Below are 24,189 nucleotides of genomic sequence, written 5' to 3'. Positions count from 1 at the left end.
GCCGGGCTCAAGGAGGTCAGCATGCCGGAAATCCTCTCGAGCCTGGCCACAGGCTTCGCCACTGCACTTGCCCCGCTCAATCTGATCTGCGGGTTTATCGGCTGCCTGCTTGGCACCGCGATCGGCGTCCTGCCGGGTATCGGACCGGCGCTGACGATTGCCCTGCTGCTGCCGATCACGGCCAAGGTCGATCCCACCGGCGCCCTGATCATGTTCGCCGGCATCTATTACGGCGCCCAGTTCGGAGGCTCCACAACCTCCATTCTGCTCAATGCGCCAGGGGAGTCGGCCTCCATGGTCACGGCCCTGGAAGGCAACTCCATGGCACGCCACGGACGGGCAGGTCCCGCCCTGGCAACGGCAGCCATCGGCTCATTCGTGGCCGGAACGATCGCCACGGTCTTGCTGACCCTTTTTGCGCCTGTCATTGCCAACCTGGCCCTGAAATTCGGCCCCGCGGAATATTTCGCGATTCTGGTGCTCGCCTTCACGACCGTGTCCGCGGTGCTCGGATCCTCCATGCTGCGCGGCCTCGCCTCACTGGGCCTTGGACTGACCATCGGCCTGATCGGCCTGGATTCCCTCTCGGGCGTTGCCCGTTACACATGGGGGATACCCGAGTTGATCGATGGCATCGAGGTCGTACTCGTTGCCGTCGGGTTGTTTGCCGTCGGCGAAGCCCTGTACGGTCTGCTCTACCAGGGAGAAGAAGCGGGCAGTCCACATCGTTTGACTTCCGTATGGATGACCCGCGCCGACTGGAAGCGATCGGTTCCGGCCTGGCTACGGGGAACGCTCATCGGCTTTCCGTTCGGATCGATCCCGGCCGGTGGCGCTGAAATTCCGACGTTCCTGTCCTATTCGGCCGAGCGCAAGCTCAGCAAGCATCCGCAAGAGTTCGCGGCCAACAAAGGCGAGGGGGCCATCGAGGGCGTTGCCGGCCCCGAGGCGGCCAACAACGCGAGCGCAACGGGCTCCCTGGTACCGCTGCTGACCCTGGGCATACCAACCTCTGCCACCGCAGCGATTCTGTTGGCCGCCTTCCAGAACTACAACCTGCAGCCGGGTCCGCTGCTCTTCCAGACATCGGGGGAACTGGTCTGGGCTCTGGTTGCCTCTCTGTACATCGGCAACACGATCCTGCTCGTTTTGAATCTTCCTTTGGTGGGCCTGTGGGTCAAGCTCCTGCGGATTCCCCGCCCCTACCTGAATGCCGGCATTCTCGTGTTCGCCACCATCGGCGTGTACGGCATGCGCCAGTCCTCCTTCGACCTCCTGCTCATGCTGGCGATCGGCTGGCTCGGGGTAGTGATGCGTCGCCTCGACTTTCCCATCGCCCCCGTGATCGTGGGCATGCTGCTGGGCCCCATGGCCGAGAAGCAGTTGCGCAACGCCCTGTCCATCAGCCAGGGAGACTGGCTCGTGTTCGTGACGCAACCCATTTCCGCCGCGCTCCTCGCCCTGACGCTGCTGATCCTGATCGTCCCTCCCCTGCTGCACGCCCGCGGCATTCGCTTGCAGGAGCACGATTGAGCGTACTCGACAGCTCTGCTGGCGGATCGCTACGCGTGCCGTGAAGGAAAGCCAGCCATCTCAGGCAAGGCTGGCCTTCATCGCTGCACTGCCGCAGCTCCGCCGGCGAAACCCCGGGTGTTTGCAAGGCGTCATGGCTGCTCCAGCGCCTCGACCAGCGCCTTGAGGAAGCGCGCCGCCTCGCCGCCGGTGACCGCGCGGTGGTCGAAGGTCAAGGACAGCGGCAGCACCGGATGCACCGCCACCTGGCCGTCCACCGCCACCGGCTCCTCGCGGATGGTTCCGGCGCCGACGATGGCCACCTGTGGCGGTACCACCACGGGGTTGGCGTAGCGACCGAACAGGGTGCCGTAGTTGGACAGGGTGAGGGTCGCGCCCATCATCTCCTGGGGCGGAATGGAGCGCGCCCGCACATCGGCACGCAGCCGCGCCATGCCCTCCTTCAGATCCTCCGCACTGCGCGCGCCGACGTTGCGCAGCACCGGCACGAACAGGCCGTCCGGGGTATCCACGGCGATGCCCAGGTCGAGCTGCTCATGCTGGCGCAACGACAGGCTCTTGCCGTCGAACCAGGCGTTGAGCAGCGGCTCGGCGGCGCAGGCGGCGGCGATCGCCCTGGCCAGACGCACCAGCGGGTCGCGGGCCTGCGGCCAGCGGTGCAGGTCGGCGTCGGCGAACAGGGTCACCGGCACCACCTCGGCATGCGCGCGGGCCATGTTGATCGCCATGCTGCGCCGCACGCCGCGCAGCTTCTCGCCGCCGAAACGCTCGCGCGCGCCTTCCGCGGCGGCCTCCACGTCGGCGCGGGTGACCAGCCCGTCCGGGCCGGAGCCGGTCAGGCCGGCCAGCTCGACGCCGAGCTTCTGGGCCAGCTGACGCACCGCCGGCGTCGCCCGCGGCGCCAGGTGTTCGCGGGTCGAGGGCGCGGCGCCGACGCAGAAGCTGTCCGCCTGGCCCTCGGCACCGCCCTCCAGGCGACCGACCACGGTGCCGGCATCGCCCTCCCCTTCGTAGCCGAGCAGCGGCTCGCCGACGTGCAACAGATCGCCCACCTGGCCGAAGGTTTTGGCCACCACCCCGTCGTAGGGCGCCGGGATGTCGACGATGGCCTTGGCGGTCTCCACCGAGACCAGCAGTTGGTCGGCCTTCACGCGATCGCCGGCCTTGACGTGCCACTCGACGATCTCGGCTTCCTGCAGGCCTTCGCCGAGGTCGGGCAGTTTGAAATATTTCATTGCGTTCACTCCCATTCTTCTGCATGCCCCGCATCGCCGCAGGAACCTGGGTGCTGGCGATCAGTGCTCCGCCAGGAGCATCGCCAGCAAGCTGGCCCCTGCACGAAGATGCGCGATTCAGGCGTAGTCCAGCACCGTCTCGCAGGCGGCGAGGATGTCCTCGGTGCCCGGCAGGTAGAACTGCTCCAGACGGTACAGCGGCGGCGGGATATCCGGGGCGGCGACGCGCTGGATCGGCGCGTGCAGGTCGAGCAGGACGCGCTCGTAGAGGCTGGCGGCGATCTCCGCGCCAACCGCGCAGCTCTTCGGCGCCTCGTGGACGATTACGCAGCGCCCGGTCTTGCGCACCGAGGCCTCCAGGGTGTCGAGGTCCAGCGGCTTGAGGCAGGCGACGTCGACCACCTCGGCGTCGACGCCGCGCTCGGCCAGGGCGGCCGCGGCCTGCAGGGTTTCGTGGACGCTGGCGCCCCAGCTGACCAGGGTCAGGTCGCGGCCCTCGCGCAGGGTGAAGCAGCTGTCCAGCGGCAGGCGCCGGCCGTCGTCGACCAGGGGCTGCGGGTTCATCCGGTACAGCCGGGTCGGCTCGAGGAAGACCACCGGGTCGGGATCGTCGATGGCCGCCAGCAGCAGGCCGTAGGCCCGCGCTGGGGACGACGGCACCACCACGCGCAGACCGGGAACGTGCGCGAACAGCGCCTCGGTGCTCTCGCTGTGGTGCTCCGGCGCGCGGATGCCGGCGCCCATCGGCGTGCGCATCACCATCGGGCAGCTCAGCCGGCCACGGGTGCGGTTGCGCAGGCGGCTGGCGTGGGACACCAGGTGCTCCGTGGCGGCGTAGATGAAGCCCATGAACTGGATCTCGACCACCGGCCTGAGGCCCTGGGCGGCCATGCCGACCGCGAGGCCGGCGAGCATGGTCTCGGCCAGCGGCGTATCCAGCACCCGCTTGAAGCCGAAGGCCTCGCGCAGCCCAAGGGTGGCGCGGAACACCCCACCGTTGACCCCGACGTCCTCGCCGAGCACCACCACGCTGTGGTCGTCGCGCATCGCCCGGTGCAGGGCCAGGTTGACCGCCTCCACCAGGGTGTATTTGCCGTTACTCATGATCTTCGCCTCCCTGACGGCGGGCCAACCGTTCCCCGAGCATCTCGCGCTGCTCGGCCAGGGCCGAGGGCCAGCGCGCGTAGACGTGCTCGAGCACCGCGGGCAGCGGCTGCACGCCGGCCGCCTCGAAGGCCTCCACGGCGCGCTGCACTTCAGTCTGGCAGTCGGCGATCAGCGCCTGTTCACGGCCCTCGTCCCACACCCCCTGGCCGGCGAGGAAGGCCTGCAGGCGCCTGACCGGCTCCTCCTCCCAGGCGTGGCGGACCTCCTCGGCGCAGCGGTAGCGGGTGGCGTCGTCGGCGGTGGTGTGGTCGCCCAGGCGGTAGCTCAGGCACTCCAGCAGCACCGGGCCCTTGCCGTGGCGGGCGCGTGCCAGGGCCTGGCGCATGCGGTCGCAGACGGCGAGGATGTCGTTGCCGTCGACCTGCTCGCCGTGGATGCCGGCGCCGAGCGCCTTCTGCGCCAGGGTCGGGGCGCCGCACTGGATGCGCCGCGGCACCGAGATCGCCCACTGGTTGTTGTTGACCACGAAGACCACCGGCAGTTGCCAGGCCCCGGCGACGTTCAGCGCCTCGAGGAAGTCGCCCTTGCTGGTCGCGCCGTCGCCGCAGGTGGTGACGGCGACGCGGTGCTCGCCGCGGATCTTGAATGCCGTGGCCACGCCGCAGGCATGCAGGGCCTGGGTGGCGATCGGCACGCAGATCGGGAAGTCCTGGGCGGCGCGCGGATCGGCGAAGTCGCTGCCGCGCTCGTCGCCGCCCCAGTAGAGGAGGATTTCCTCCATGCGCACCCCGCGCATCAGTTGCACGGCAGTGTCGCGGTAGTAGGGCACCAGCACGTCCTCGGCCTGCATCAGGCTGCCGATGGCCACGCCGATGGCCTCCTGGCCGAGGGTCGGCGCATAGGTGCCGATCCGGCCGGTACGCTGCAGGGCCACCGCCTTCTGGTCGAACAGACGGGTCAGCACCATCTGCCGGTAGAGCCGGGTGAGCAGGTTGAAGTCGTCGGCCCAGCCGGGCAGCTCGGTCACCGGGCGGCCGTCCGGCGCCAGGTAGCGGGTATAGGGAAGATCGGGTGACATTCTGGGCTCCTCAGCGCCTTGTGGGCGCGTCCGAACCCGCCGCTCGTGACGGCGGGCAGTGCACGAAATGCATGTCGAAAGCCGCGAAGGCGCGGGTGGCGTGGCGCTCCCCGGCGCCGGCACCCCCTGAACTCTAGCCGTAGATCAGCCGCTCCGCCTCTTCGTCGGCGATGCGCGCCGGCGAGCGTCCCTCGGCCTGGGCCCGCGCGTAGATGGCGCTCAGTCGCTGGCGGATGCCGCCCAGGTGCGCACCGATGCTCTCGTCGCTCTCGCCGCGATGGCGCAGCGCCACATAGACCAGTCCGCCGGCATTGATGACGTAGTCCGGCGCGTAGAGGATGCCGCGCTTCTGCAGCAGGTCGGCGACCTCCGGGCCGGCCAGTTGGTTGTTGGCCGCGCCGGCCACCGCGGCGCAGCGCAGCGTGCCGACCGACTCGCCGCTGAGGATGCCGCCCAGGCCGCAGGGCGCCAGGATGTCGCAGGGCTCGCGCAGCAGTGCGTCGCTGGCCACCGGTCGCGCGCCCAGGTGCTCGACCGCCTGCTGCACGCGGCTCTGGTCGAGGTCGCTGACCAGCAGTTCGGCCCCGGCCGCGGCGAGCCGCTCGCTCAGCGCATAGCCGACATGGCCGAGGCCCTGCACGGCGATGCGCAGGCCCTCCAGCTCCTCGCAGCCCAGGCGCGCCCTGGCCGTGGCGCGGATGCCGGCGAACACCCCTGCGGCGGTGTGCGGCGAGGGATCGCCCTCGTCGGTGGTGCTGGTGACGTGCCGGGTCTGCCGGGCGATGCAGTCCATGTCGGCGCTCGAGGTGCCGCTGTCGACGGCGGTGATGTAGCGGCCATTGAGGGTTTCGATGAAGCGTCCGAAGGCCTGGAACAGCGCGCAGCGGTCGCCGATGTGCGGCGGGCGGATCAGCACCGCCTTGCCGCCGCCGAGCTCCAGCCCGGCCAGCGCGGCCTTGTAGCTCATGCCCTGGGCCAGGCGCATGGCGTCGCGCACCGCGCTTTCGGTGTCGGCGTAGTCGAGGAAGCGGCAGCCGCCGAGCGCGGGACCGAGACGGGTGTTGTGGATGGCGATGATGGCTTCGAGGCCGGTGACGGGATCCCGCGCCAGATGCAATGCCTCGAGCCGGGCGGCCTTCATCAGGGCGAACATGGCGATACTCCCTGGCTGACGTTCACCCTGAGTATAGGCGCAGCCCCCGGGCCACAGGGGCTGGCGCGTTCTGGACGGATCCTTCCGCAGCGGCTAAAAACAGGACAAGAGTGCAGGAGTATGCCCATGAACTCGCGCCAAGCCTGCTTCGCCTGTCTGCAACGCGATCCGCCGGCCCTCTTCGAGGCCGCCCTGTGGATCGCCACCGAGCACGACCCCGCCCTGCGCCCCGAACTGGCCCTGCGCGACATCGGCAGCCTGGCGCAGCAGGTCGCCGCCGGCCTGCCCGGCCTGCCCGTGCCGGAGCTGGGCCAGCCGCTGCTGCGCCAGCTGCACGAGCTGGGCTTCCAGGAGGAGGACCACCTGCCCCTGCGCCCCGCCGCGGCGCTGGTGCACCGGGTGCTGCAACAGCGTCGCGGCCTCCCGCAGGCGCTGGCGCTGATCGCCCTGGAAGTGGCCCGGCGCCTGGAGATCCCCCTGCACGGCGTGGACTTCCCCGGACAGATCCTGCTGCGCATGGATAATGCCGACTACCTGCTCGATCCGGTCACCGGCCGCCGCCTCTACAGCCGCGACTGCCGCGAGCTGCTACTGCGCCAGCACGGCGCGCCGACGGCGCTCGAAGCCCGCCACCTGCAGCCCTGCCCCGCGCACTGCCTGCTGCAGCACCTGTCGCGCCAGCTGCGCCAGCTGCACCAGCAGAACGACGACCCGCTGGCGGCCCTGAAGGATGCCGAGCGGGTCCTGCTGCTCGGCCCGCCCAGCGTCGCCGACCACCTCGCCCGCGCCGACCTCTACAAGCTGCTCGAATGCCCCCAGGGCGAGCGCTTCGACCTGCAGCGCGCCCTGCTGCTCTGCGACGACCCGGCCGAGCGCCTGCAGCTGAGCCAGCGCCTGCGTCAGGTGGAAGTGGTGGCGGCGCTGCATTGAGTGGCTGAATGGCGAGGCGGCGAGCGCACCGAAAGCGGCCGCCAGGCAGGCTGGGGCGAGAGAGGCGATCCGCAAGGCCGGGGAGCGGCCGGAAGCGTCGTGGCGCGGACTGCCCCGGCCTTCCCCGGACGAAGGATTACAGGCGGGCCTGCACGGCTCGGCCGTTGAGCGGCTGCACCGGACGGGCATTCATCGGATAGAGCTTCCTGAACGCGGCGATCTGCTCGGCGGAAACCTCCATGGGCTGCTTGAGCACGTGCCAGCGCACGCCCTCGGTGCACGGCGGCGTGGTCAGCGAGCCGATGTAGTGGTAGTAGTCCTGCGCCTCCGGCAGCAGATGGGCCGGATGGAACAGCTCCGCCAGCTCGGCCTTGCCCTGGGCCTCGCCCGGCATGGTGGCGAATACCTTGTCGAGCGCCTCGTGCCTGCGGCCTTCCCTGAACAGCACGGCCACCACCGCCAGCTCGCCGGCGTCGCTGCGGTGCACCATGTGGGCGACCATCGGATGGGTTTCGCCGTTCACCCGCTCCTCGCTGGGGGTATGGAAGTGGAACTGGTGCAGGCGGAAGCTCTCCTCGCCCAGCTTGATGTGCCCGGCAGCGTCGAAGTCGATCTGCACGGTGTGCCCGTTGTTCGCGACCTTCGCCGGGCTCGGCGCGTACTCGAAGGCGATCGGCGACAGCTCGGCCCCGGCGACGTCGGAGTGCTGGATATCGATGGGCGACTGGGCCTGACCGTGCTTGCAGGTCGCGTAGTCGCTGTGCAGGTTGCCCCAGTGCTCGGCGCCGGTGTGCCCCTCGTAGGACCAGTGCGGCTTGTCGTGGCTTTCGGAGGCGACGGCGCTGGAGACGGCCAGCGCGAGCAGAACGGGCGCAACAATAACTTTCTCCATATATGACCTTGTTGTTTTTTCGTGTTGGCTTTAAGTGCTTGAAGTTCGCCGAAAGCCTTCTCGAGAGCGGAAAGACGCGCAGCCGAATACATGACCGCGGCCTCTTGCGAAGCAACAGTCTGAAACTTTCGGCTGGCAACTTTTTCGTAGAAAAACTACAAGAGAAGATACCTGTTCCGGCACGACCGGTAATTAAGAAAGTCCCTTCCATCAGCCGGTCTTGTTATAGTGGCGCAACTATAGCATTGGCTTTTTCAAAGGAAACATTCCTACACAATTAGCAACATATGGAAAACTTTCACCCTGAGCGGCAGCCCGCCCGTCGGGTCCAGCCCAGGCACACCCTCCCTTCTCCTCGTCACGTCCATCCCCATGAAAAGATCCGTCCTGCCCCTGCTGCTCAGCCTCCTGACCACCGCCACCTGGGCCAGCCAGCCCGCCTCCGGCACCTTCGTCGCCGACCAGGGCTGCGAGGCCTACCAGTCGTTCCGCAAGAAGACCAACCCCGGCGCCGTGAAGATCGAAGTCGGCCGCGAATACCGGATCCGCGAGGTCGACGAACGGGACTATCAGTGGCTGCGGATCGAGATTCCCGGCAGTGCCGAACCCCTGCGCTGGGTAACCATGACCTGCGGCAGCGTCCGCGACATGGAGCTGACCGGGCCGGGCGGCCGCGAACACCGGCAGAAGCCCGCCGGCGTCTGCCAGACCCCAGGCCTGCAGGACAGCTATGTGCTGGCCATCACCTGGCAGCCGGGCTTCTGCGAGCACAAGCTGGACAGCAGCAAGAGCAAACGGAAACCCGAGTGCCGGGCTCTGGAAAGTGGCGAACTGAATATCGCCAACTTCACCCTGCACGGACTCTGGCCGAACAAGAAAGAGTGCGGCAAGAATTACGGCAACTGCTCTAGAGCGGACATTCAGCTCAGCGAAGAGGCGCTTTCCTATATCAAGCCCTGGATGCCGAACTTTTATTTCGAGAACGACTTCGGCAACTATGAATGGAAGAAACATGGCACTTGCCAGACCCACATGGACGACGACGCCTATTTCCGCCAGGCGGTGACCGCGGTACGCACGGTCAACGATTCGGAACTCGGCCAGTACATCCGGAAGAACATCGGCAAGAGCGTCGAACGCCGCACCCTGCAGGACATCCTCCGACGGACCCATCCGGACGCACCCAACAGCTTCAGCTTCCTGTGCACCAACAACCGGCTCCACGAGATCCAGGTACGGTTGCCGGTCGACTTCCAGGAGGGAACCCTGGCCGGGCTGATCGGCGCGCAGCCGCCGACGACGCGCAGCGCCGTCCCCGGCGAATGCAGCCAGGAGCGCATCCTGATCGAGAAGAGCGGGCGCTGAACGAGCGGAAAACGCCTTCGCAGGCGAGTTTCGACCGATTTCCGAGACAACAAGCCGAGCGGCTTTGCGCATAATCGGCCTGTTCCCTGTCCCGGAGTAGCAGTCATGGATATCCTGCAAGCGATGCGCGCCTTCGTGCGGGTGGTGGACAGCGGCAGCTTCACCGCCGCGGCCGCCTCCCTGCAGCTTTCCAATGCCCAGGTGTCGCGCCTGGTGTCGGATCTGGAGGCCAGCCTGCAGGCGCGCCTGCTGCATCGCACCACCCGCCGCCTGGCAGTGACCGAGGCCGGCGAGCGCTACCTGCAGCGCTGCCGGAACATCCTCGCCGAAGTGCACGATGCCGCCGTCGAGGCCAGCGGCGCGCACCTGACCCCCCGCGGCCGCCTGCGCGTGCACTCCATCACCAGCCTCGGCACCCTGCAGCTCGCGCCGCTGGTGGCCCGCTACACCGCGCTCTATCCCGAGGTCACCCTGGAGCTGACCCTGTCGCAGCGCACGCCCGACCTGCTCGAGGAAGGCCACGACGTGGTCATCACCCTGTCCCGCGACCTGCCCGACTCCGAGCAGGTCGCCCAGCGCCTGGGCGATTTGCACAGCGTGGTCTGTGCCGCGCCGCAGTACCTCGAACGGCACGGCATCCCGAAGACCCCCCAGGACCTGCACGAGCACCGCTGCCTGCGCCTGGTCGATCCGCTGTTTCCCGACCGCTGGGTGTTCCAGAACGGCGACGCCGAGCTGACCGTGCGCCCCGGCGACCACTTCCAGGTCAACGTCGCGGAAGCCATGGCCCAGACCGCGGCGGCCGGCATGGGGGTCTGCCTGCTGCCCAGCTTCGTCGCCGCCAAGGCCCTGCGCCAGGGCACCCTGAAGCGCCTGCTGCCGCAGTTCCGGCTGCACCAGCGCAGCATCTACGCGCTCTACCCCTCGCGCAGCTTCCTCGACGCCAAGATCCGCACCTGGATCGAACTGCTCAAGGAGGAGCTGCCCAAGGCCTTCGCCCAGGATCAGCAGATCCTCGACGACGCGGCCTACTGGGCCTGACCCTCGGAAGACCCGGCGTCGGCCTGGAAGGCAGGCCGCATCGGGCTCCTGGCGAAAATGCCGCCCTTCCTCGAGAGTGTGTATTTCTGCAGAGTCGCTCTGCAGATATCGCCATTGTATCGAGCAAATTCGCACTGCTAGGCTCCAGGTATCCCCTCGCAGCGGTCAGCGAGCGCCATAACAACAATGCCCAGCAGGCGGAGACATGCGATGACCCAGCCCGGCTCCATCCCCACCATCAAGCTGCTGATCGACGGCCAGTTCGTCGAATCCCGGACCACCCAATGGCGCGATGTGGTCAACCCGGCCACCCAGCAGGTCCTGGCCCGCGTCCCCTTCGCCACCACGGCGGAGCTGAACGCGGCGGTCGCCAGCGCCCACGAGGCCTTCAGGACTTGGCGCAGGACGCCGATCGCCGCCCGCGCGCGGATCTTCCTCAAGTACCAGCAACTGATCCGGGAGAACCTCAAGGAGCTGGCGGCGATCCTCACCGCCGAGCAGGGCAAGACCCTGGCCGACGCCGAGGGCGACGTGTTTCGCGGCCTGGAGGTGGTCGAGCACGCCGCCGGCATCGGCAACCTGCAGCTCGGCGAGCTGGCCAACAACGTCGCCGCCGGCGTCGACACCTACACCCTGCTGCAGCCTTTGGGCGTGTGCGCCGGCATCACCCCCTTCAACTTCCCGGCGATGATCCCGCTGTGGATGTTCCCGATGGCCCTCGCCACCGGCAACACCTTCGTCCTCAAGCCCTCCGAGCAGGATCCGATGGTCACCATGCGCCTGGTCGAGCTGGCCCTGGCGGCCGGCGTGCCGCCGGGGGTGCTCAACGTGGTCCACGGCGGCGCCGAGGTGGTCGACCTGCTCTGCGACCACCCGGACATCAAGGCCCTCTCCTTCGTCGGCTCGACCCGCGTCGGCAGCCACGTCTACCGGCGCGCCAGCCAGGCCGGCAAGCGCGTGCAGTGCATGATGGGCGCGAAGAACCACGCCGTCGTCCTGCCCGACGCCCACAAGGAGCAGACCCTGGCCAACCTGGTCGGCGCCGCCTTCGGCGCGGCCGGCCAGCGCTGCATGGCGCTGTCGGTGGCGATCCTGGTCGGCGAGGCGCGGGAGTGGCTGCCGGAGCTGGTGGAAAAGGCCGGAACGCTCAGGGTCGGCGCCGGCAGCGAGCCCGGCACCGACGTCGGTCCGCTGATCTCCTGCGCGGCGCTGGACCGGGTCGGCGGCCTGATCGAGCGCGGCGTGCAGGAAGGCGCCCGCCTGGAGCTGGACGGCCGCAACCCGGTCGTCGCCGGCTACGAGCGGGGCAACTTCGTCGGGCCCACCGTTTTCTCCGGCGTCACCGCACAGATGACCCTCTACCGGGAGGAGATCTTCGGCCCGGTGCTCTGCGTGATGCAGGCCGAGACCCTGGACGAGGCCATCGCCATCGTCAACGCCAACCCGCACGGCAACGGCACGGCCCTGTTCACCCGCTCCGGCGCCGCCGCCCGCCACTTCCAGGAGGAGATCGACGTCGGCCAGGTGGGCATCAACGTGCCGATCCCGGTGCCGATGCCGATCTTCTCCTTCACCGGCTCGCGCGCCTCCAAGCTCGGCGACCTGGGCCCCTACGGCAAGCAGATCGTGCAGTTCTACACCCAGACCAAGACCGTCACGGCGCGCTGGTTCGACGAGAGCGAAGTCGGCAGCGCGGTGAACACCACCATCACCCTCAAGTAAAACCGTGCGCGGCAGGGCCGCCCGCGCCCTGCCGCGCACGGGAAAGGAAGCCTCGCCATGACCTACGAGAACCTGCTGCTGGACATGCACGGCAAGGTCGCGCTGATCACCCTCAACCGTCCGCAGGCCCTGAACGCCCTGTCGCCGGCGCTGACCGCCGAACTGAGCGCCCTGCTCGATGCGCTGGAGGCCGACGACGGCGTCGCCGCGGTGGTCCTCACCGGCAGCGAGAAGGCCTTCGCCGCCGGCGCCGACATCAAGGCGATGAAGGACTGGAGCTACATGGATGTCTACAAGTCCGACTTCATCACCGCCAGCTGGGAACGTCTGGCCAGCTTCCGCAAGCCGAGCATCGCCGCGGTGGCCGGTTACGCCCTGGGTGGCGGCTGCGAGCTGGCGATGATGTGCGACTTCATCATCGCTGCCGACACCGCCCGGTTCGGCCAGCCGGAAATCACCCTCGGCACCATCCCCGGCGCCGGCGGCACCCAGCGCCTGACCCGCTTCATCGGCAAGGCCAAGGCCATGGACATGGTCCTCACCGGGCGCCTGATGGACGCCCAGGAAGCCGAGCGCTGCAGCCTGGTCAGCCGCCTGGTGCCGGCCGACCGGCTGATCGAGGAAGCCCTCGCCGCCGCGACGAAGATCGCCCAGATGTCCGCGCCCATCGCCATGATGGCCAAGGAGTCGGTCAACCGCGCCTTCGAGACCAATCTTGCCGAGGGCATCCGCTTCGAGCGCCGGCTGTTCCACTCCACCTTCGCCACCGAGGACCGCCAGGAAGGCATGGCCGCCTTCGTCGAGAAGCGCAAGCCCGACTTCAAGGATCGTTGAGCCGCGGATCGCTCATCCCATAACAAGAACAAGAGGACATCACCATGCATATCGGCTTTCTCGGCCTCGGCAACATGGGCGCGCCCATGGCGCGCAACCTGCTGAAGGCCGGCCACCGGCTCGACGTCTTCGACCTGTCGGCAGCGGCCGTGGCCGGTCTGCTGGAGGCCGGCGCCACGGCCGCCGCCTCCCCCGCCGCGCTGGCGCGCACGGACGTCGAGCTGATCGTCAGCATGCTGCCCGCCTCCGCCCAGGTGAAGGGCGTCTACCTCGGCGAAGACGGCCTGATCGCCCGGGTCCGCCCCGGCGTGATGCTGATCGACAGCTCGACCATCGATCCGCTGAGCGCCCGGGAAGTGGCCGCCGCGGCCCGCGCCCATGGCAACCCGATGCTCGATGCGCCGGTGTCCGGTGGCACGGCGGGCGCCGCCGCCGGCACCCTGACCTTCATGGTCGGCGGCAGTACGGAGGACTTCGAGCGCGGCCGCCCGGTCCTCGCCGCCATGGGCCGGAACATCGTCCACTGCGGCGCCGCCGGCAACGGCCAGGTCGCCAAGGTGGCCAACAACCTGCTGCTCGGCATCTCCATGATCGGCGTCGCCGAGGCCATGAGTCTGGGCGTCGCGCTGGGCATGGACCCCAAGGTACTGGCCGGCATCCTCAACAGCTCCAGCGGCCGCTGCTGGAGCTCGGATACCTACAACCCCTTCCCCGGCGTGATGGACAACGTCCCCGCCGCCCGCGGCTACACGGGCGGCTTCGGCACCGACCTGATGCTCAAGGACCTCGGCCTGGCCAGCGAGGCCGCCCGCCAGGTGCGCCAGCCGGTGTTCCTCGGCGCCCTCGCCCAGCAGCTCTACCAGGCGTTCAGCGCCCAGGGCCACGGCGCCCTGGACTTCTCCGCCATCATCGATCTCTACCGCAAGGATGCCCAGGCATGAACGAAGCCCCCGTACTGGCGGCGGTGCGCAACCGCGTCGGCCACCTCACCCTCAACCGCCCGGCCGGCCTGAATGCCCTCACCCTGCCGATGGTCCGCCTCCTGGACCGGCAGTTGCAGACCTGGGCCGACGACCCGCAGATCCTCGCCGTGGTCCTGCGCGGCAGCGGCGAGAAGGCCTTCTGCGCCGGCGGCGATATCCGTTGGCTGTACGAGAGCTACCGTAAGGCCGACGGCCAGCACGAGGTCTTCTTCGTCGAGGAGTACGCCCTCGACCAGTACATCCACGCCTACCCCAAGCCGGTGCTGGCGCTGCTCGACGGCTTCGTCCTCGGCGGCGGCATGGGCCTGGTCCAGGGCGCCGCGCTGCGGGTGGTCAGCGAGCGGGTGAAGATGGGCATGCCCGAGGTCGGCATCGGCTACTTCCCGGACGTCGGCGCCAGCTATTTCCTGTCGCGCATGCCGGGGGCGCTGGGCATCTACCTGGGCGTCACCGGCGTGCACGTCGGCAGCGCCGACGCCCTGCACGGCGGCCTGGCCGACTGCCACCTGCCCGTCGGGCAGTTCGCCGAGCTGGATCGCTGCCTGGACGAGATGCACTGGAACGTGCACCCCGCCGAGGCCCTGCGCACCCTGCTCGCCACCCTGACCTCGAACCAGTTGCCGGCCTCGGAACTCGCCGCCCTGCAGCCGGCCATCGACCGGCACTTTGCCCTGCCGGACATCGCCGCCATCCGCGCCTCGCTGCAGGCGGAGCGGCGCCCGGAGTACCGCGCCTGGGCGGAACAAACCCTCGAGCTGCTGGAGAGCCGCTCGCCGCTGGCCGTCTGCCTGACCCTGGAGCTGCTGCGCCGCGGCCGCGCGCTGTCCCTCGCCGACTGCTTCGCCCTGGAGCTGCACCTGGACCGCCAGTGGTTCGCCAGCGGCGACATCATGGAGGGCGTGCGCGCCCTGCTGATCGACAGGGACAAGGCGCCGCGCTGGAATCCGCCCGGCCTGGCGGACGTCACGCCGGAACGGGTCCAGACTTTCTTTGCCGGCTTCCGGCCGAGCGCCGGCAAGACCTGCCGCCAGGCCTGACCGCGAGAGGTGAGCGCGATGCACGATATCGAACTGAGCGAAGAGCAACGCATGATCCGCGACCTGGCCCGCGATTTCGCCCGCCGCGAGGTCGCCCCGCGGGCCAGGGACTGGGAGAAGGCCGGCTGGATCGACGATGACCTGGTGGCGCAGATGGGCGAACTGGGCCTGCTCGGCATGGTGGTGCCGGAGCAATGGGGCGGCAGCTACGTCGACTACGTCGCCTACGCCCTGGCGGTGGAGGAAATCTCCGCCGGCGACGGCGCCCTCGGCACGCTGATGAGCGTCCACAACTCGGTCGGCTGCGGCCCCCTTCTGCAATACGGCAGCCAGACCCAGAAGGACGCCTGGCTGGCCGAGCTGGCCGCCGGCCGCGCCATCGGCTGCTTCTGCCTGACCGAGCCGCAGGCCGGCTCGGAGGCGCACAACCTGCGCACCCGCGCCGAACTCAGGGACGGCCGCTGGGTGCTCGACGGCGCCAAGCAGTTCGTCAGCAACGCCAGCCGCGCCCGGCTGGCCATCGTCTTCGCGGTGACCGACCCGGAACTCGGCAAGAAGGGCCTGTCGGCCTTCCTGGTGCCCACCGACACCCAAGGCTTCGTCGTCGAGCGCCGTGAGCACAAGATGGGCATCCGCGCCTCCGACACCTGCGCGGTGAGCCTGAGCGGGTGCAGCATCCCCGGGGAGAACCTGCTCGGCGAACGCGGCAAGGGGCTGGCCATCGCCCTCTCGAATCTGGAGGGCGGGCGCATCGGCATCGCCGCCCAGGCGCTCGGCATCGCCCGCGCGGCGTTCGAGGCGGCGCTGGCCTATGCCCGCGAGCGCGTGCAGTTCGGCAAGCCGATCGCCGAGCACCAGAGCATCGCCAACCTGCTGGCCGACATGCACACCCAGCTCAATGCCGCGCGCCTCTTGACCCTGCACGCTGCACGCCTGAAGAGCGCCGGCCTGCCCTGCCTGTCGGAGGCCTCGCAGGCCAAGCTGTACGCCTCGGAAATGGCCGAGCGGGTCTGCTCCAGCGCCATCCAGATCCACGGCGGCTACGGCTACCTGGAGGACTATCCGGTGGAGCGCTACTACCGCGACGCGCGGATCACCCAGATCTACGAAGGCACCAGCGAGATCCAGCGCCTCTTGATCGCCCGCGAGCTGGCCGACTACCCGCTGTGAGTCCTCGCCCCTACCACGACTCGCAACGGCAGGCCTGCGCCGGGCCTGCCGCTCAGCGTCCCATCATCAGGTCCTGATGCTGGCGGGCCATCTCGCGCAAAAAATCCCAGGTCACGCGCATTCGCGCCAGATCCTTGCTCTCCACCGGCATCAGCATCCAGAAGGTGCGGGTGAACTCCACCTGATCGGCGAGCACCTCGACCAGCGCCGGATCCCTGCGCGCCGCGAAGCTGGGCAGGATGGCGATGCCGGCGCCGGCGGCGGCGGCCTTCTGCTGGGCGAGGATGCTGGTACTGCGCAGGGCGATCTGCCGGGGCCGGCCGATGTCGTCCAGGTAGTGCAGCTCCTTGCTGTAGAGCAGGTCCTCGATATAGCTGACGAAGCTGTGCTGCCGGAGGTCGTCGCGGCTGCGGATCGGCGGGTGCGCGGCCAGGTAGTCCGCCGAGGCGTAGAGGCGCAGCACGTAGTCGGTCAGCCGGGTGATGATGTAGGGACCGCGCTCGGGGCGCTCCAGGGTGATGACGATGTCCGCCTCGTGGCGCGACAGGCGCACCATGCGCGGCACCGCCAGCAGGTCGACGCCCAGGTGGGGATAGCGCCGGGTCAGGGCCGCCAGCTGGCCGGCCAGCAGCTCGACGCCATAGCCCTCGGTCGCGCCGATGCGCACCAGCCCCGACAGGGTGTCGGCGCTGCCCGAATCCTCCTGCTCGATGGCGCGAAAGGCGCTTTCCATGGCCTCCACCTGGACCAGCAGGCGGCGCCCCGCCTCCGTCGGGCCGTAGCCCGAGCCGTCGCGGATGAACAGCGGCTGCCCCAGGCTCTTCTCCAAGGCCTGCACCCGCCGCGCCACCGTGGTGTGGTCCACGCCGAGCCGGCGGGCCGCCACCGTCAGTTTTTTCGCCCGCGCCAGTTCGAGAAAGAAGCGCAGATTGTCCCAGTCCATGTCCTTGTCTCGGGAGAGATCACGACCCCGATCATGCAATGCCTGCGCACCTTTGCACAGCCCGGACCTGTGCGCCCGATACCTGTGCATAAATGCAGACCGGCTCTGCGCCTGGCTGCCTTGCCAAGAGCGGTCGCACTGTTAGGCTCAAACAGAAGAGGCGATGGCCCCGGATGGAGAAGGCAGGTCCGCTCCGCCCGCCCTCGGGACGCCAGCCGCCGCCCACTCGGCAGTCCTGCTCCACGCGAACCTCGCCCAGGAACAACCGCGCAGAGGGATCGATGAACGAAGCACTCTCCCCGGATGGCGATCCGGGGTGCCCCCATCCATTCCCGCCTGCCGGGGCGGCCGGCCCCGGGCCGCACCGACGATGCGCCAACGCGAGAAAAAGATGAGGCGTCAGCCGAGCCGTTCCCCGCAGTGGCCGTAGTTCCCCTGCATTCGCCGTTCTCGTCAATAACAACAACAGAGAGCCGAAACGATGAACTATCAGCACTACCATGAGCGCTCCATCGCCGATCCCGCCGGCTTCTGGGCCGAACAGGCACGCGCCGTGAACTGGTTCCGCCACCCGGCGGAAACGCTCCGTCCCCTGGCGGACGGCACCCACCAGTGGTTCGCCGACGGTCAGCTGAACAGCTGCTACCTGGCCCTGGATCACCAGATCGAGCAGGGCCGCGGCGAGCAGACGGCGCTGATCTACGACTCGCCGGTCACCAGCCGCAAGGCCCGCTACAGCTACCGCGAGCTGCGCGACGAGGTGGCCCGCCTGGCCGGCGCGCTGCGCGAGCTGGGCGTGGAAAAGGGCGACCGGGTCATCATCTACATGCCGATGGTGCCGCAGGCGGCCATGGCCATGCTCGCCTGCGCGCGGATCGGCGCGGTGCATTCGGTGGTGTTCGGCGGCTTCGCCCCCCACGAGCTGGCGCTGCGCATCGACGACGCCCAACCCAAGCTGCTGCTCACCGCGTCCTGCGGCCTGGAGTTCGACCGGGTCATCGAATACAAGCCGCTGGTCGACAGGGCCCTGGAGCTGGCCAGCCACCGGCCCGAGTACGTGCTGGTGCTGCGCCGGCCGCAGGCGCGCGTCACGCTGATCCCCGGGCGCGACCTGGACTGGCACGCCACCATCCCGCTGGCCGACCCGGTGGAGCCGGTGCCCCTGGACAGCAGCGATCCGCTGTACATCATGTACACCTCCGGCACGACCGGAAAACCCAAGGGCATCGTGCGCGACAACGGCGGCAATGCGGTCGCCCTGACCTTCGCCATGCGCCACATCTACAACATGCAGCCCGGCGACGTCTGGTGGGGCATCTCCGACGTCGGCTGGGTGGTCGGCCACTCGCTGATCGTCTACGGCCCGCTGATGAACGGCTGCACCACCCTCCTCTACGAGGGCAAGCCGATCCGCACGCCCGATGCCGGCACCTACTGGCGGGTGATCGAGGAGTACGGCGTCAACAGCCTGTTCTGCGCGCCGACGGCGATCCGCGCCATACGCAAGGAGGACCCCGAGGGCATGTTGAGCCGGCGCCACGACCTGAGCTCGCTGAGGCACCTGTTCCTAGCCGGCGAGAAGCTCGATTCGAGCACCCACCAGTGGCTGGAGGCGCTGACCGGCAAGCCGGTGCACGACCACTGGTGGCAGACGGAAACCGGCTGGCCGGTCACCGCCCCCTGCACCGGCCTGGAAGGCCACGACGTGCGGCATGGGTCGAGCAACCGGCCGGTGCCCGGCTACCGGGTCCAGGTGATGGACGAGCAGGGCCAGCCGCTCGGGCCGAACCGGCAGGGCGCGATCGTCATCGCGCTGCCCCTGCCTCCCGGCTGCGCCCAGACCCTGTGGAACGATCACGAGCGCTACCTGCAGTCCTACCTGGCCGCCTACCCCGACTACTACCACACCGGCGACGGCGGCTATCTGGACGACGAGGGCTTCGTCTACATCATGGGCCGCACCGACGACGTGATCAACGTGGCCGGCCACCGCCTGTCCACCGGGGAGATGGAGGATCAGGTGGCCCGGCATCCGGCGGTGGCCGAATGCGCGGTGATCGGCGTGCCCGACGCGATCAAGGGGCAGGTGCCGCTGGGCCTGATCGTCCTCAAGGACGGCGCTCGGATCGGCGAGCAGCAGTTGCAGCGGGAACTGACGGCCATGATCCGCGAGCAGATCGGCGCGCTGGCCTGCTTCCAGCGGATCGCGCTGGTCAAGCGCCTGCCGAAGACCCGCTCGGGCAAGATCCTCCGGGCGGTGCTGCGCACGATCGCCAACGGCGAGGAGCCGGTCGTGCCCTCCACCATCGACGACCCGGCGATCCTCGGGGAAGTCTCCGGCGTCCTGGCCGCCTACACGCGCGCCGGCTGAGGCCCGCTCGCGGCCCGATGCCGCCGCGCAGCATCGGGCCGCAGTGTTACGCCGTCGCCGCTCCGGCTAGGATGGAGGCTCCCTCAGCCGCCCGGGCGATGCCCCACCACCGTGCCTCTCCGACAACTTCTGCCCGCCCTGCTGGTCAGCGTCGGCCTCACCCTGCTCATGCTGCCGCTGCAGGAAGCCATCGACCTCTCCAACACGGCACTGCTCTACGTGCTGGTCATCGTCGTCATCGGCAGCCATTACGGGCGCCTCCCGGCGATCGCCGCGGCGCTGCTGAGCGCCCTGCTCTACGCCCACGTCTTCGTCCCGCCGCTGTTCTCCCTTGCGATCACCGAGGCCCAGTACCTGCTGGCCACCGTGGTCATGCTGGTAGTGGCCCTGCTGGTCGGCCACCTCACCGCCGCCCTGAAGGCCCAGGCCGAACAGGTGCAGGCCCGGGAAACCCAGGCCCGCGCCCTGTACGACCTGGCCCGGCACCTGACCGCCGCGCAGACGCCGGCCGAGGTGGAGGAGATCGCCGGCCGCTTTCTCGGCACCGCGCTGCAGGCCGGCCATACCCGCATCCTGGCGGAGAGCGGGTTCGCCGCGCCGCCGGCCCCGCTCGACGCGGCCGCGCTGCAGGCGGCTCTCGCCGGCGGCCAGCCCCTGCTGACCCCGGGCGGCGATCCGCGCCATACCTTCGCCCTGGTCCCGCTGGTCGCCAGCGGCCCGCCGCACCTGCTGGTCTGCGAGCTGCCCGCCGCCCAGGCCCGCAACCGTGGCACGCGCGCGCTGCTGGAGACCGCCTCGTCGGTACTGACGGTGGCCCTGGAGCGCACCCACTTCGCCGCCGTCGCCCGGGAAACCGAGTTGCGCCGCGCCGCCGAATCCCTGCGCGGCTCCATTCTCTCAGCGCTGTCCCACGACCTGCGCACGCCGCTGACGGTGATGCTCGGCCTGGCCGACAGCCTGGCCCTCGGCAAGGCCTCGGCGGAGCGCCAGAAGAGCATGCTCGCCGCCCTGCGCAACCAGGCCCTGTCGATCAACCAGCTGGTCACCAACCTGCTCGACATGGCCCGCCTGCGTTCCGGCAACCTCGAGCTGAACCAGGAATGGCAGCCGATCGACGAGGTCATCGGCGCCACCCTGCGCCAGGTCCGCGCCCAGTGGAAGGACCGGGAGATCACCCTGGACATCCCGCCCGGCCTGCCCCCGCTGCGCCTCGACGCGGTGCTGGTGGAGCGGGTCCTGTGGAATCTGCTGGAGAACGCCATCAAGTACTCGCCGGCCGACACCCCGGTGGAACTGGTGGCGCGCCGCTTCGGCGACTGGCTGGACGTGATGGTCTGCGACTGGGGCCCCGGGCTGCCGGCGGACGGCGGCGAGGAGCTGTTCGGCCTGTTCCGCCGCGGCCAGAGCGAATCCAGCATTCCCGGCGTCGGCCTGGGCCTGGCCATCGCCCGCAGCATCGCCGAGGCCCACGGCGGCCAGGTGCTGGCGGAAAACCGCATGGGCGGCGGCGCCTGCTTCCGCCTGCGCCTGCCACTGGGCAACGCGCCCACCTTGAGCGATCTGGAGAACGAGACTTGACTGCTCCCCTCCCTGAAGGAAGGGGATTCCCAATTCACCGAGAACAGGACACGGATACTCGACCCATGCCGCTTACGTTCTCTCCAAGGGCTAACACCGCCAGCCCGGCGGCTTTGATATTGATCGCGGCGTTCACGTCGCGGTCATGCTCGGTTCCGCATTCCGGGCAGCTCCAGCGGCGAACATCCAGCGGCAGGCGCTCAAGGGTATGCCCGCAGCAGGAGCAGCGCTTCGAACTGGGATACCAACGGTCGATCTGGACGATCTGCCGACCGGCCCACCCGCCCTTGTATTCCAGCTGGCGAACGAGCTCACCCCAGCCTGCATCGGCAATGGCTTTGCTCAGTTTCGCATTGCGGATCATGTTCTTCACGGCAAGGGTTTCGGCGCAGACCACTTGGTTCTCGTTATTAAGGTGGCCCTTAAATAGACGTCTAGTTAGACTTCAGGCATGGAAAAGATCGACGCCCGCAAACTGACCGCAGAGAGTCGCAAGCTGCTTCGCCAGATAGTGATTCGCCTGCGCCAGCAGTCCAACATGAAAGTCGAGGAGTTGGCCTCGGTCACCGGTGTGCATCCGACCACCATCAAGACTTGGCTGACCCGTGCCAACCGCGAGGGCGCGCAAGCCCTGGAGGAAAAGCGTCGGGGGCGCCCGGCGGGCGCCTGCCGCAAGCTGACGCCGGCCGACGAGCAGTGGCTGCGCGAGCAAATCGTCGAGCAACCCCCGCAGCAGCTGCAGTTGCCGTTTGCCCTGTGGACGCGCCCGGCATCAAGGCGCTGGCCAGGGAACGCCTCGGGATCGAGCTGCAGGACCGGTTGATCGGCAAGTATCTCAAGCGCTGGGGGTTTACGCCTCAGCGTCCCGTGAAGCGGGCGCAGGAGCAGCGGCCGGAGGACATCGAGCGCTGGCTGAAGCAGACCTACCCCCAGGTCAAGGCGCGCGCCGCTGCCGAAGGAGCGGTGATTCACTGGGGGGACGAAACCGCAGTCAAGGAGGATGCGAACTGGATACGCGGCTACGCCCCCAGGGGCCAGACGCCAGTGCTGGCGACGCCCACTCGCTGGCACAAGCTGTCGATGATCTCCGCAATTTCGCCCCGTGGCGAGGTGGCCTTCCAGATCGTCGAAGGCAGTATCAACGCGCTGCGTTTCATCGACTTCCTGAGCCGCCTCGTTGAAGGGACACCGCAGAAGATCTTCCTGGTGGTCGATAACCTGCGCGTCCACCATGCCAAGGTGGTCAGCGAGTGGCTCAGTGACAAGCAGGACAGGATCGAACTGGTGTTCCTACCACCCTATGCGCCCGAGTCCAATCCCGACGAGTACCTGAATCGGGATTTCAAGACGGCGCTGCGCAGCGGCCCGGTCAGCCATGACAAGGCCAGCCTGCTGGACAAGGCGATGGCTTTCATGAACACACTCGGCAGCTTGCCCGACAAGGTCATGGCCTATTTCCAGCATCCTGCAGCACGCTATGCCATGGCGTGAATTTAAGGGCCTGATTAATAATCAGTCTGCGGGACAGCTTATGCAAGCTGTCCGTCCGGCAATCGGAAATTTTCGCGTGAATACGGGCTACTTTCCGTCGAGCCTTGGCGCGGTTCTTCGAGCCGAGCGGCTTCTTGCTCAGCCGGCGTTGGGCCAGGGCCAGACGGGAGGCGTATTTCGCGGTGTGGCGGGGGTTGCCGAATCGTTCGCCCTTGCTGGTGACGAACAGGTCTTTCAGACCCAGGTCGATGCCGAGACTTTTCGGCACAACCGGAAGGGTTTCAGGCTCGAACTCGCACAGGCAGGACACAAAGTACCGCCCTGCAGAGTCCCGGGAAATCGTGACCGTGGAAGGCTCACCAGGAAGTGTCCGACTCCAGCGGATCGCCAAGGGCTCGTCGCACTTGGCCAGGAACAGCTTGCCGTCGCGATAGCGGAAGGCCGAGCTGGTGAACTCGGCGGACTGCCGGTGCCGTTTCTTCTTGAAGGCCGGGTACTTCGCCCGGCCCTCGAAAAAGTTCTTGAACGCAGCCTGCTGGTGGCGAAGGCATTGCTGCAATGGCACCGAACTGACTTCATTGAGAAAAGCCAGCTCCGGCAGCTTCTTGATTGCCGTCAGCCGGGCGCTGGCCTGCGTGTAGCCGACCTTCTGCTGCTCCTTGAAGAATGCATCAGTACGCCAGCGCAGCACCGAGTTGTAGACGAAACGCACGCACCCGAACGTCCTGGCAAGCAGTTCTGCTTGTTCTGGAGTCGGGTAGAAGCGGTATTGGTAGGCGCGTTTCGTCATGACTCACAAAATAAACCAATCACTATAAAGATAGCGACCACCTGAGAAGGAGGCAGCGAGAACAGGGGTGCCCTGCGGGCGCCGCGCTATCCCTCCCCGCACTAGAAGTCCGGGGGTTTCTCGCGCAAATCGGATGAGCGACATCCCGACCATCCTGCTGGTGGAGGACGACCGGCAGATCCGCGAACTGGTCGCCGCCACCCTGGAGGGCGAAGGCTATGCCGTGGTCGAGGCCGGCAGCGCCGCCGAAGGCGCGGTGCAGGCCGGCGCCTGCCGCCCGGACCTGCTGATCCTCGACCTGGGCCTGCCCGACCGCAACGGCATCAACTTCATCCGCGACTACCGGATCTGGTCCTCGGTGCCCATCCTGATCCTCTCCGCGCGGACCCAGGAGATCAGCAAGATCACCGCCCTGGAGGCAGGCGCCGACGACTACCTGACCAAGCCCTTCGGCGTTGCCGAGCTGCTCGAGCGGGTGTGCGCGCTGCTCAAGCGCGCCCCCGCGGAGCGCGACCAGCTGGAACCGACCATCGACTTCGGCGACTGCCGGATCGACTGCGTGCACCGCGTCGTCAGCCGCGCCGGCGAACCCCTGCACCTGACCGACATCCAGTACCGGCTGCTGATCCTGCTGGCCTCGAACCCCGGCCGGGTCCTCACCCACCGCCAGCTGCTGCTGCAGATCTGGGGCAGCCATGCGGTGGAGAACAACCAGTACCTGCGGGTCCACGTCGGCCACCTGCGGCAGAAGATCGAGCGCGTCCCGGCCCAGCCGCGCCACATCCTCACCGAGATCGGCGTCGGCTACCGCTTCCAGCCCTGACTTGCCTGCCATGGACTCCAAGTTTCGCTGTTTCAGAGCGGGCCATTCAGGGTTCCGGTTCGGTTCCCCCCAACCTCCGCAGGAAATGTTCCGGGAAGGAACCCGGCAAGCGA

The 24,189-nt window shown here is 68.4% G+C and carries 19 protein-coding genes and 3 pseudogenes; 14 read left to right on the top strand and 8 right to left on the bottom strand.

All coding sequences use genetic code 11. The features are described from left to right. Nucleotides 1–21: 21 nt before the first annotated feature. Nucleotides 22–1,533, top strand: coding sequence for a tripartite tricarboxylate transporter permease (locus GCU53_RS17740; RefSeq protein ID WP_152388770.1), 1,512 nt, complete (start codon nt 22–24; stop codon nt 1,531–1,533). Nucleotides 1,534–1,664: 131 nt separating this feature from the next. Here GCU53_RS17740 and GCU53_RS17735 read toward each other — a convergent pair whose 3' ends face one another. The 4 genes from GCU53_RS17735 to GCU53_RS17720 form a co-directional block, all read right to left on the bottom strand. Further along, complete coding sequence (locus GCU53_RS17735) at nt 1,665–2,768, bottom strand: dihydrolipoamide acetyltransferase family protein (RefSeq protein ID WP_152388769.1); 1,104 nt, start codon at nt 2,766–2,768, stop codon at nt 1,665–1,667. Between the two features lie 117 nt (nt 2,769–2,885). Next, nucleotides 2,886–3,872, bottom strand: a complete 987-nt coding sequence (locus GCU53_RS17730; protein WP_152388768.1) for an alpha-ketoacid dehydrogenase subunit beta — start codon at nt 3,870–3,872, stop codon at nt 2,886–2,888. After that, entirely contained in the window at nt 3,865–4,953 is a 1,089-nt protein-coding gene (gene pdhA, locus GCU53_RS17725) for a pyruvate dehydrogenase (acetyl-transferring) E1 component subunit alpha (protein WP_152388767.1), read from the bottom strand. The genes GCU53_RS17730 and pdhA overlap by 8 nt, the downstream gene beginning before the upstream one ends. A 133-nt stretch (nt 4,954–5,086) precedes the next feature. Beyond that, nucleotides 5,087–6,106, bottom strand: a complete 1,020-nt coding sequence (locus GCU53_RS17720; RefSeq protein ID WP_152388766.1) for a Leu/Phe/Val dehydrogenase — start codon at nt 6,104–6,106, stop codon at nt 5,087–5,089. A gap of 126 nt (nt 6,107–6,232) precedes the next feature. Between GCU53_RS17720 and GCU53_RS17715 the strand changes: the two genes are divergently transcribed. After that, nucleotides 6,233–7,036 (top strand): SirB1 family protein, encoded by an 804-nt coding sequence (locus GCU53_RS17715; RefSeq protein WP_152388765.1) that lies wholly within the window; start codon nt 6,233–6,235, stop codon nt 7,034–7,036. Between the two features lie 136 nt (nt 7,037–7,172). Here GCU53_RS17715 and GCU53_RS17710 read toward each other — a convergent pair whose 3' ends face one another. After that, complete coding sequence (locus tag GCU53_RS17710; protein WP_152388764.1) at nt 7,173–7,928, bottom strand: carbonic anhydrase; 756 nt, start codon at nt 7,926–7,928, stop codon at nt 7,173–7,175. 372 nt (nt 7,929–8,300) lie between these two features. Between GCU53_RS17710 and GCU53_RS17705 the strand changes: the two genes are divergently transcribed. The 7 genes from GCU53_RS17705 (at nt 8,301) to GCU53_RS17675 (ending at nt 16,080) form a co-directional block, all read left to right on the top strand. Next, nucleotides 8,301–9,293, top strand: a complete 993-nt coding sequence (locus tag GCU53_RS17705) for a ribonuclease T2 (protein WP_152388763.1) — start codon at nt 8,301–8,303, stop codon at nt 9,291–9,293. 105 nt (nt 9,294–9,398) lie between these two features. Beyond that, nucleotides 9,399–10,334 carry a LysR family transcriptional regulator gene (locus GCU53_RS17700; protein WP_152388762.1) on the top strand — a complete coding sequence of 312 codons (936 nt, stop codon included), beginning with the start codon at nt 9,399–9,401 and terminating at the stop codon, nt 10,332–10,334. A gap of 210 nt (nt 10,335–10,544) precedes the next feature. Then, nucleotides 10,545–12,056 carry a CoA-acylating methylmalonate-semialdehyde dehydrogenase gene (locus GCU53_RS17695; RefSeq protein WP_152388761.1) on the top strand — a complete coding sequence of 504 codons (1,512 nt, stop codon included), beginning with the start codon at nt 10,545–10,547 and terminating at the stop codon, nt 12,054–12,056. A gap of 57 nt (nt 12,057–12,113) precedes the next feature. After that, nucleotides 12,114–12,890, top strand: a complete 777-nt coding sequence (locus GCU53_RS17690; protein ID WP_152388760.1) for an enoyl-CoA hydratase — start codon at nt 12,114–12,116, stop codon at nt 12,888–12,890. 44 nt (nt 12,891–12,934) lie between these two features. Then, a complete protein-coding gene (gene mmsB / locus GCU53_RS17685) occupies nt 12,935–13,831 on the top strand; it encodes a 3-hydroxyisobutyrate dehydrogenase (protein WP_152388759.1) in 897 nt (298 codons plus the stop codon). After that, nucleotides 13,828–14,910, top strand: a complete 1,083-nt coding sequence (locus tag GCU53_RS17680; protein WP_152388758.1) for an enoyl-CoA hydratase/isomerase family protein — start codon at nt 13,828–13,830, stop codon at nt 14,908–14,910. The genes mmsB and GCU53_RS17680 overlap by 4 nt, the downstream gene beginning before the upstream one ends. An 18-nt stretch (nt 14,911–14,928) precedes the next feature. After that, nucleotides 14,929–16,080: an acyl-CoA dehydrogenase family protein gene (locus GCU53_RS17675; protein WP_152388757.1), complete on the top strand. Its 1,152-nt coding sequence runs from the start codon at nt 14,929–14,931 to the stop codon at nt 16,078–16,080. 52 nt (nt 16,081–16,132) lie between these two features. On the opposite strand, the gene GCU53_RS17670 is transcribed toward GCU53_RS17675, so the two are convergent. Then, entirely contained in the window at nt 16,133–17,023 is an 891-nt protein-coding gene (locus GCU53_RS17670; protein WP_152388756.1) for a LysR family transcriptional regulator, read from the bottom strand. 478 nt (nt 17,024–17,501) lie between these two features. Here GCU53_RS17670 and GCU53_RS17665 point away from each other — a divergent pair. Together GCU53_RS17665 and GCU53_RS17660 are read left to right on the top strand one after the other, a co-directional pair. Next, nucleotides 17,502–19,394: pseudogene (locus GCU53_RS17665) on the top strand (propionyl-CoA synthetase); the annotation flags it as partial. Nucleotides 19,395–19,505: 111 nt separating this feature from the next. Then, nucleotides 19,506–20,972, top strand: coding sequence for a DUF4118 domain-containing protein (locus GCU53_RS17660; RefSeq protein WP_152388754.1), 1,467 nt, complete (start codon nt 19,506–19,508; stop codon nt 20,970–20,972). 34 nt (nt 20,973–21,006) lie between these two features. Here GCU53_RS17660 and GCU53_RS17655 read toward each other — a convergent pair. Further along, a pseudogene (locus tag GCU53_RS17655) lies at nt 21,007–21,396 on the bottom strand (RNA-guided endonuclease InsQ/TnpB family protein); the annotation flags it as partial. 27 nt (nt 21,397–21,423) lie between these two features. Between GCU53_RS17655 and GCU53_RS26685 the strand changes: the two are divergent. Then, nucleotides 21,424–21,657, top strand: a pseudogene (locus GCU53_RS26685) (helix-turn-helix domain-containing protein); the annotation flags it as partial. 11 nt (nt 21,658–21,668) lie between these two features. Then, the gene (locus GCU53_RS17650; RefSeq protein ID WP_244306828.1) at nt 21,669–22,463 is read left to right on the top strand and encodes an IS630 family transposase; all 795 of its coding nucleotides are present in this window, start codon (nt 21,669–21,671) and stop codon (nt 22,461–22,463) included. Here the strand turns inward: GCU53_RS17650 and GCU53_RS17645 are convergent. Further along, nucleotides 22,417–23,253 (bottom strand): RNA-guided endonuclease InsQ/TnpB family protein, encoded by an 837-nt coding sequence (locus GCU53_RS17645; protein ID WP_244306827.1) that lies wholly within the window; start codon nt 23,251–23,253, stop codon nt 22,417–22,419. The two genes, GCU53_RS17650 and GCU53_RS17645, sit on opposite strands and share 47 nt — an antisense overlap. Nucleotides 23,254–23,386: 133 nt before the next feature. Between GCU53_RS17645 and GCU53_RS17640 the strand changes: the two genes are divergently transcribed. After that, nucleotides 23,387–24,076 carry a response regulator gene (locus tag GCU53_RS17640; RefSeq protein WP_152388753.1) on the top strand — a complete coding sequence of 230 codons (690 nt, stop codon included), beginning with the start codon at nt 23,387–23,389 and terminating at the stop codon, nt 24,074–24,076. Nucleotides 24,077–24,189: the final 113 nt, after the last annotated feature.

It is taken from the genome of Azotobacter salinestris (genome assembly GCF_009363155.1).
GTDB lineage: Bacteria > Pseudomonadota > Gammaproteobacteria > Pseudomonadales > Pseudomonadaceae > Azotobacter > Azotobacter salinestris.
This window is presented reverse-complemented; position numbering and strand designations above follow the sequence as displayed.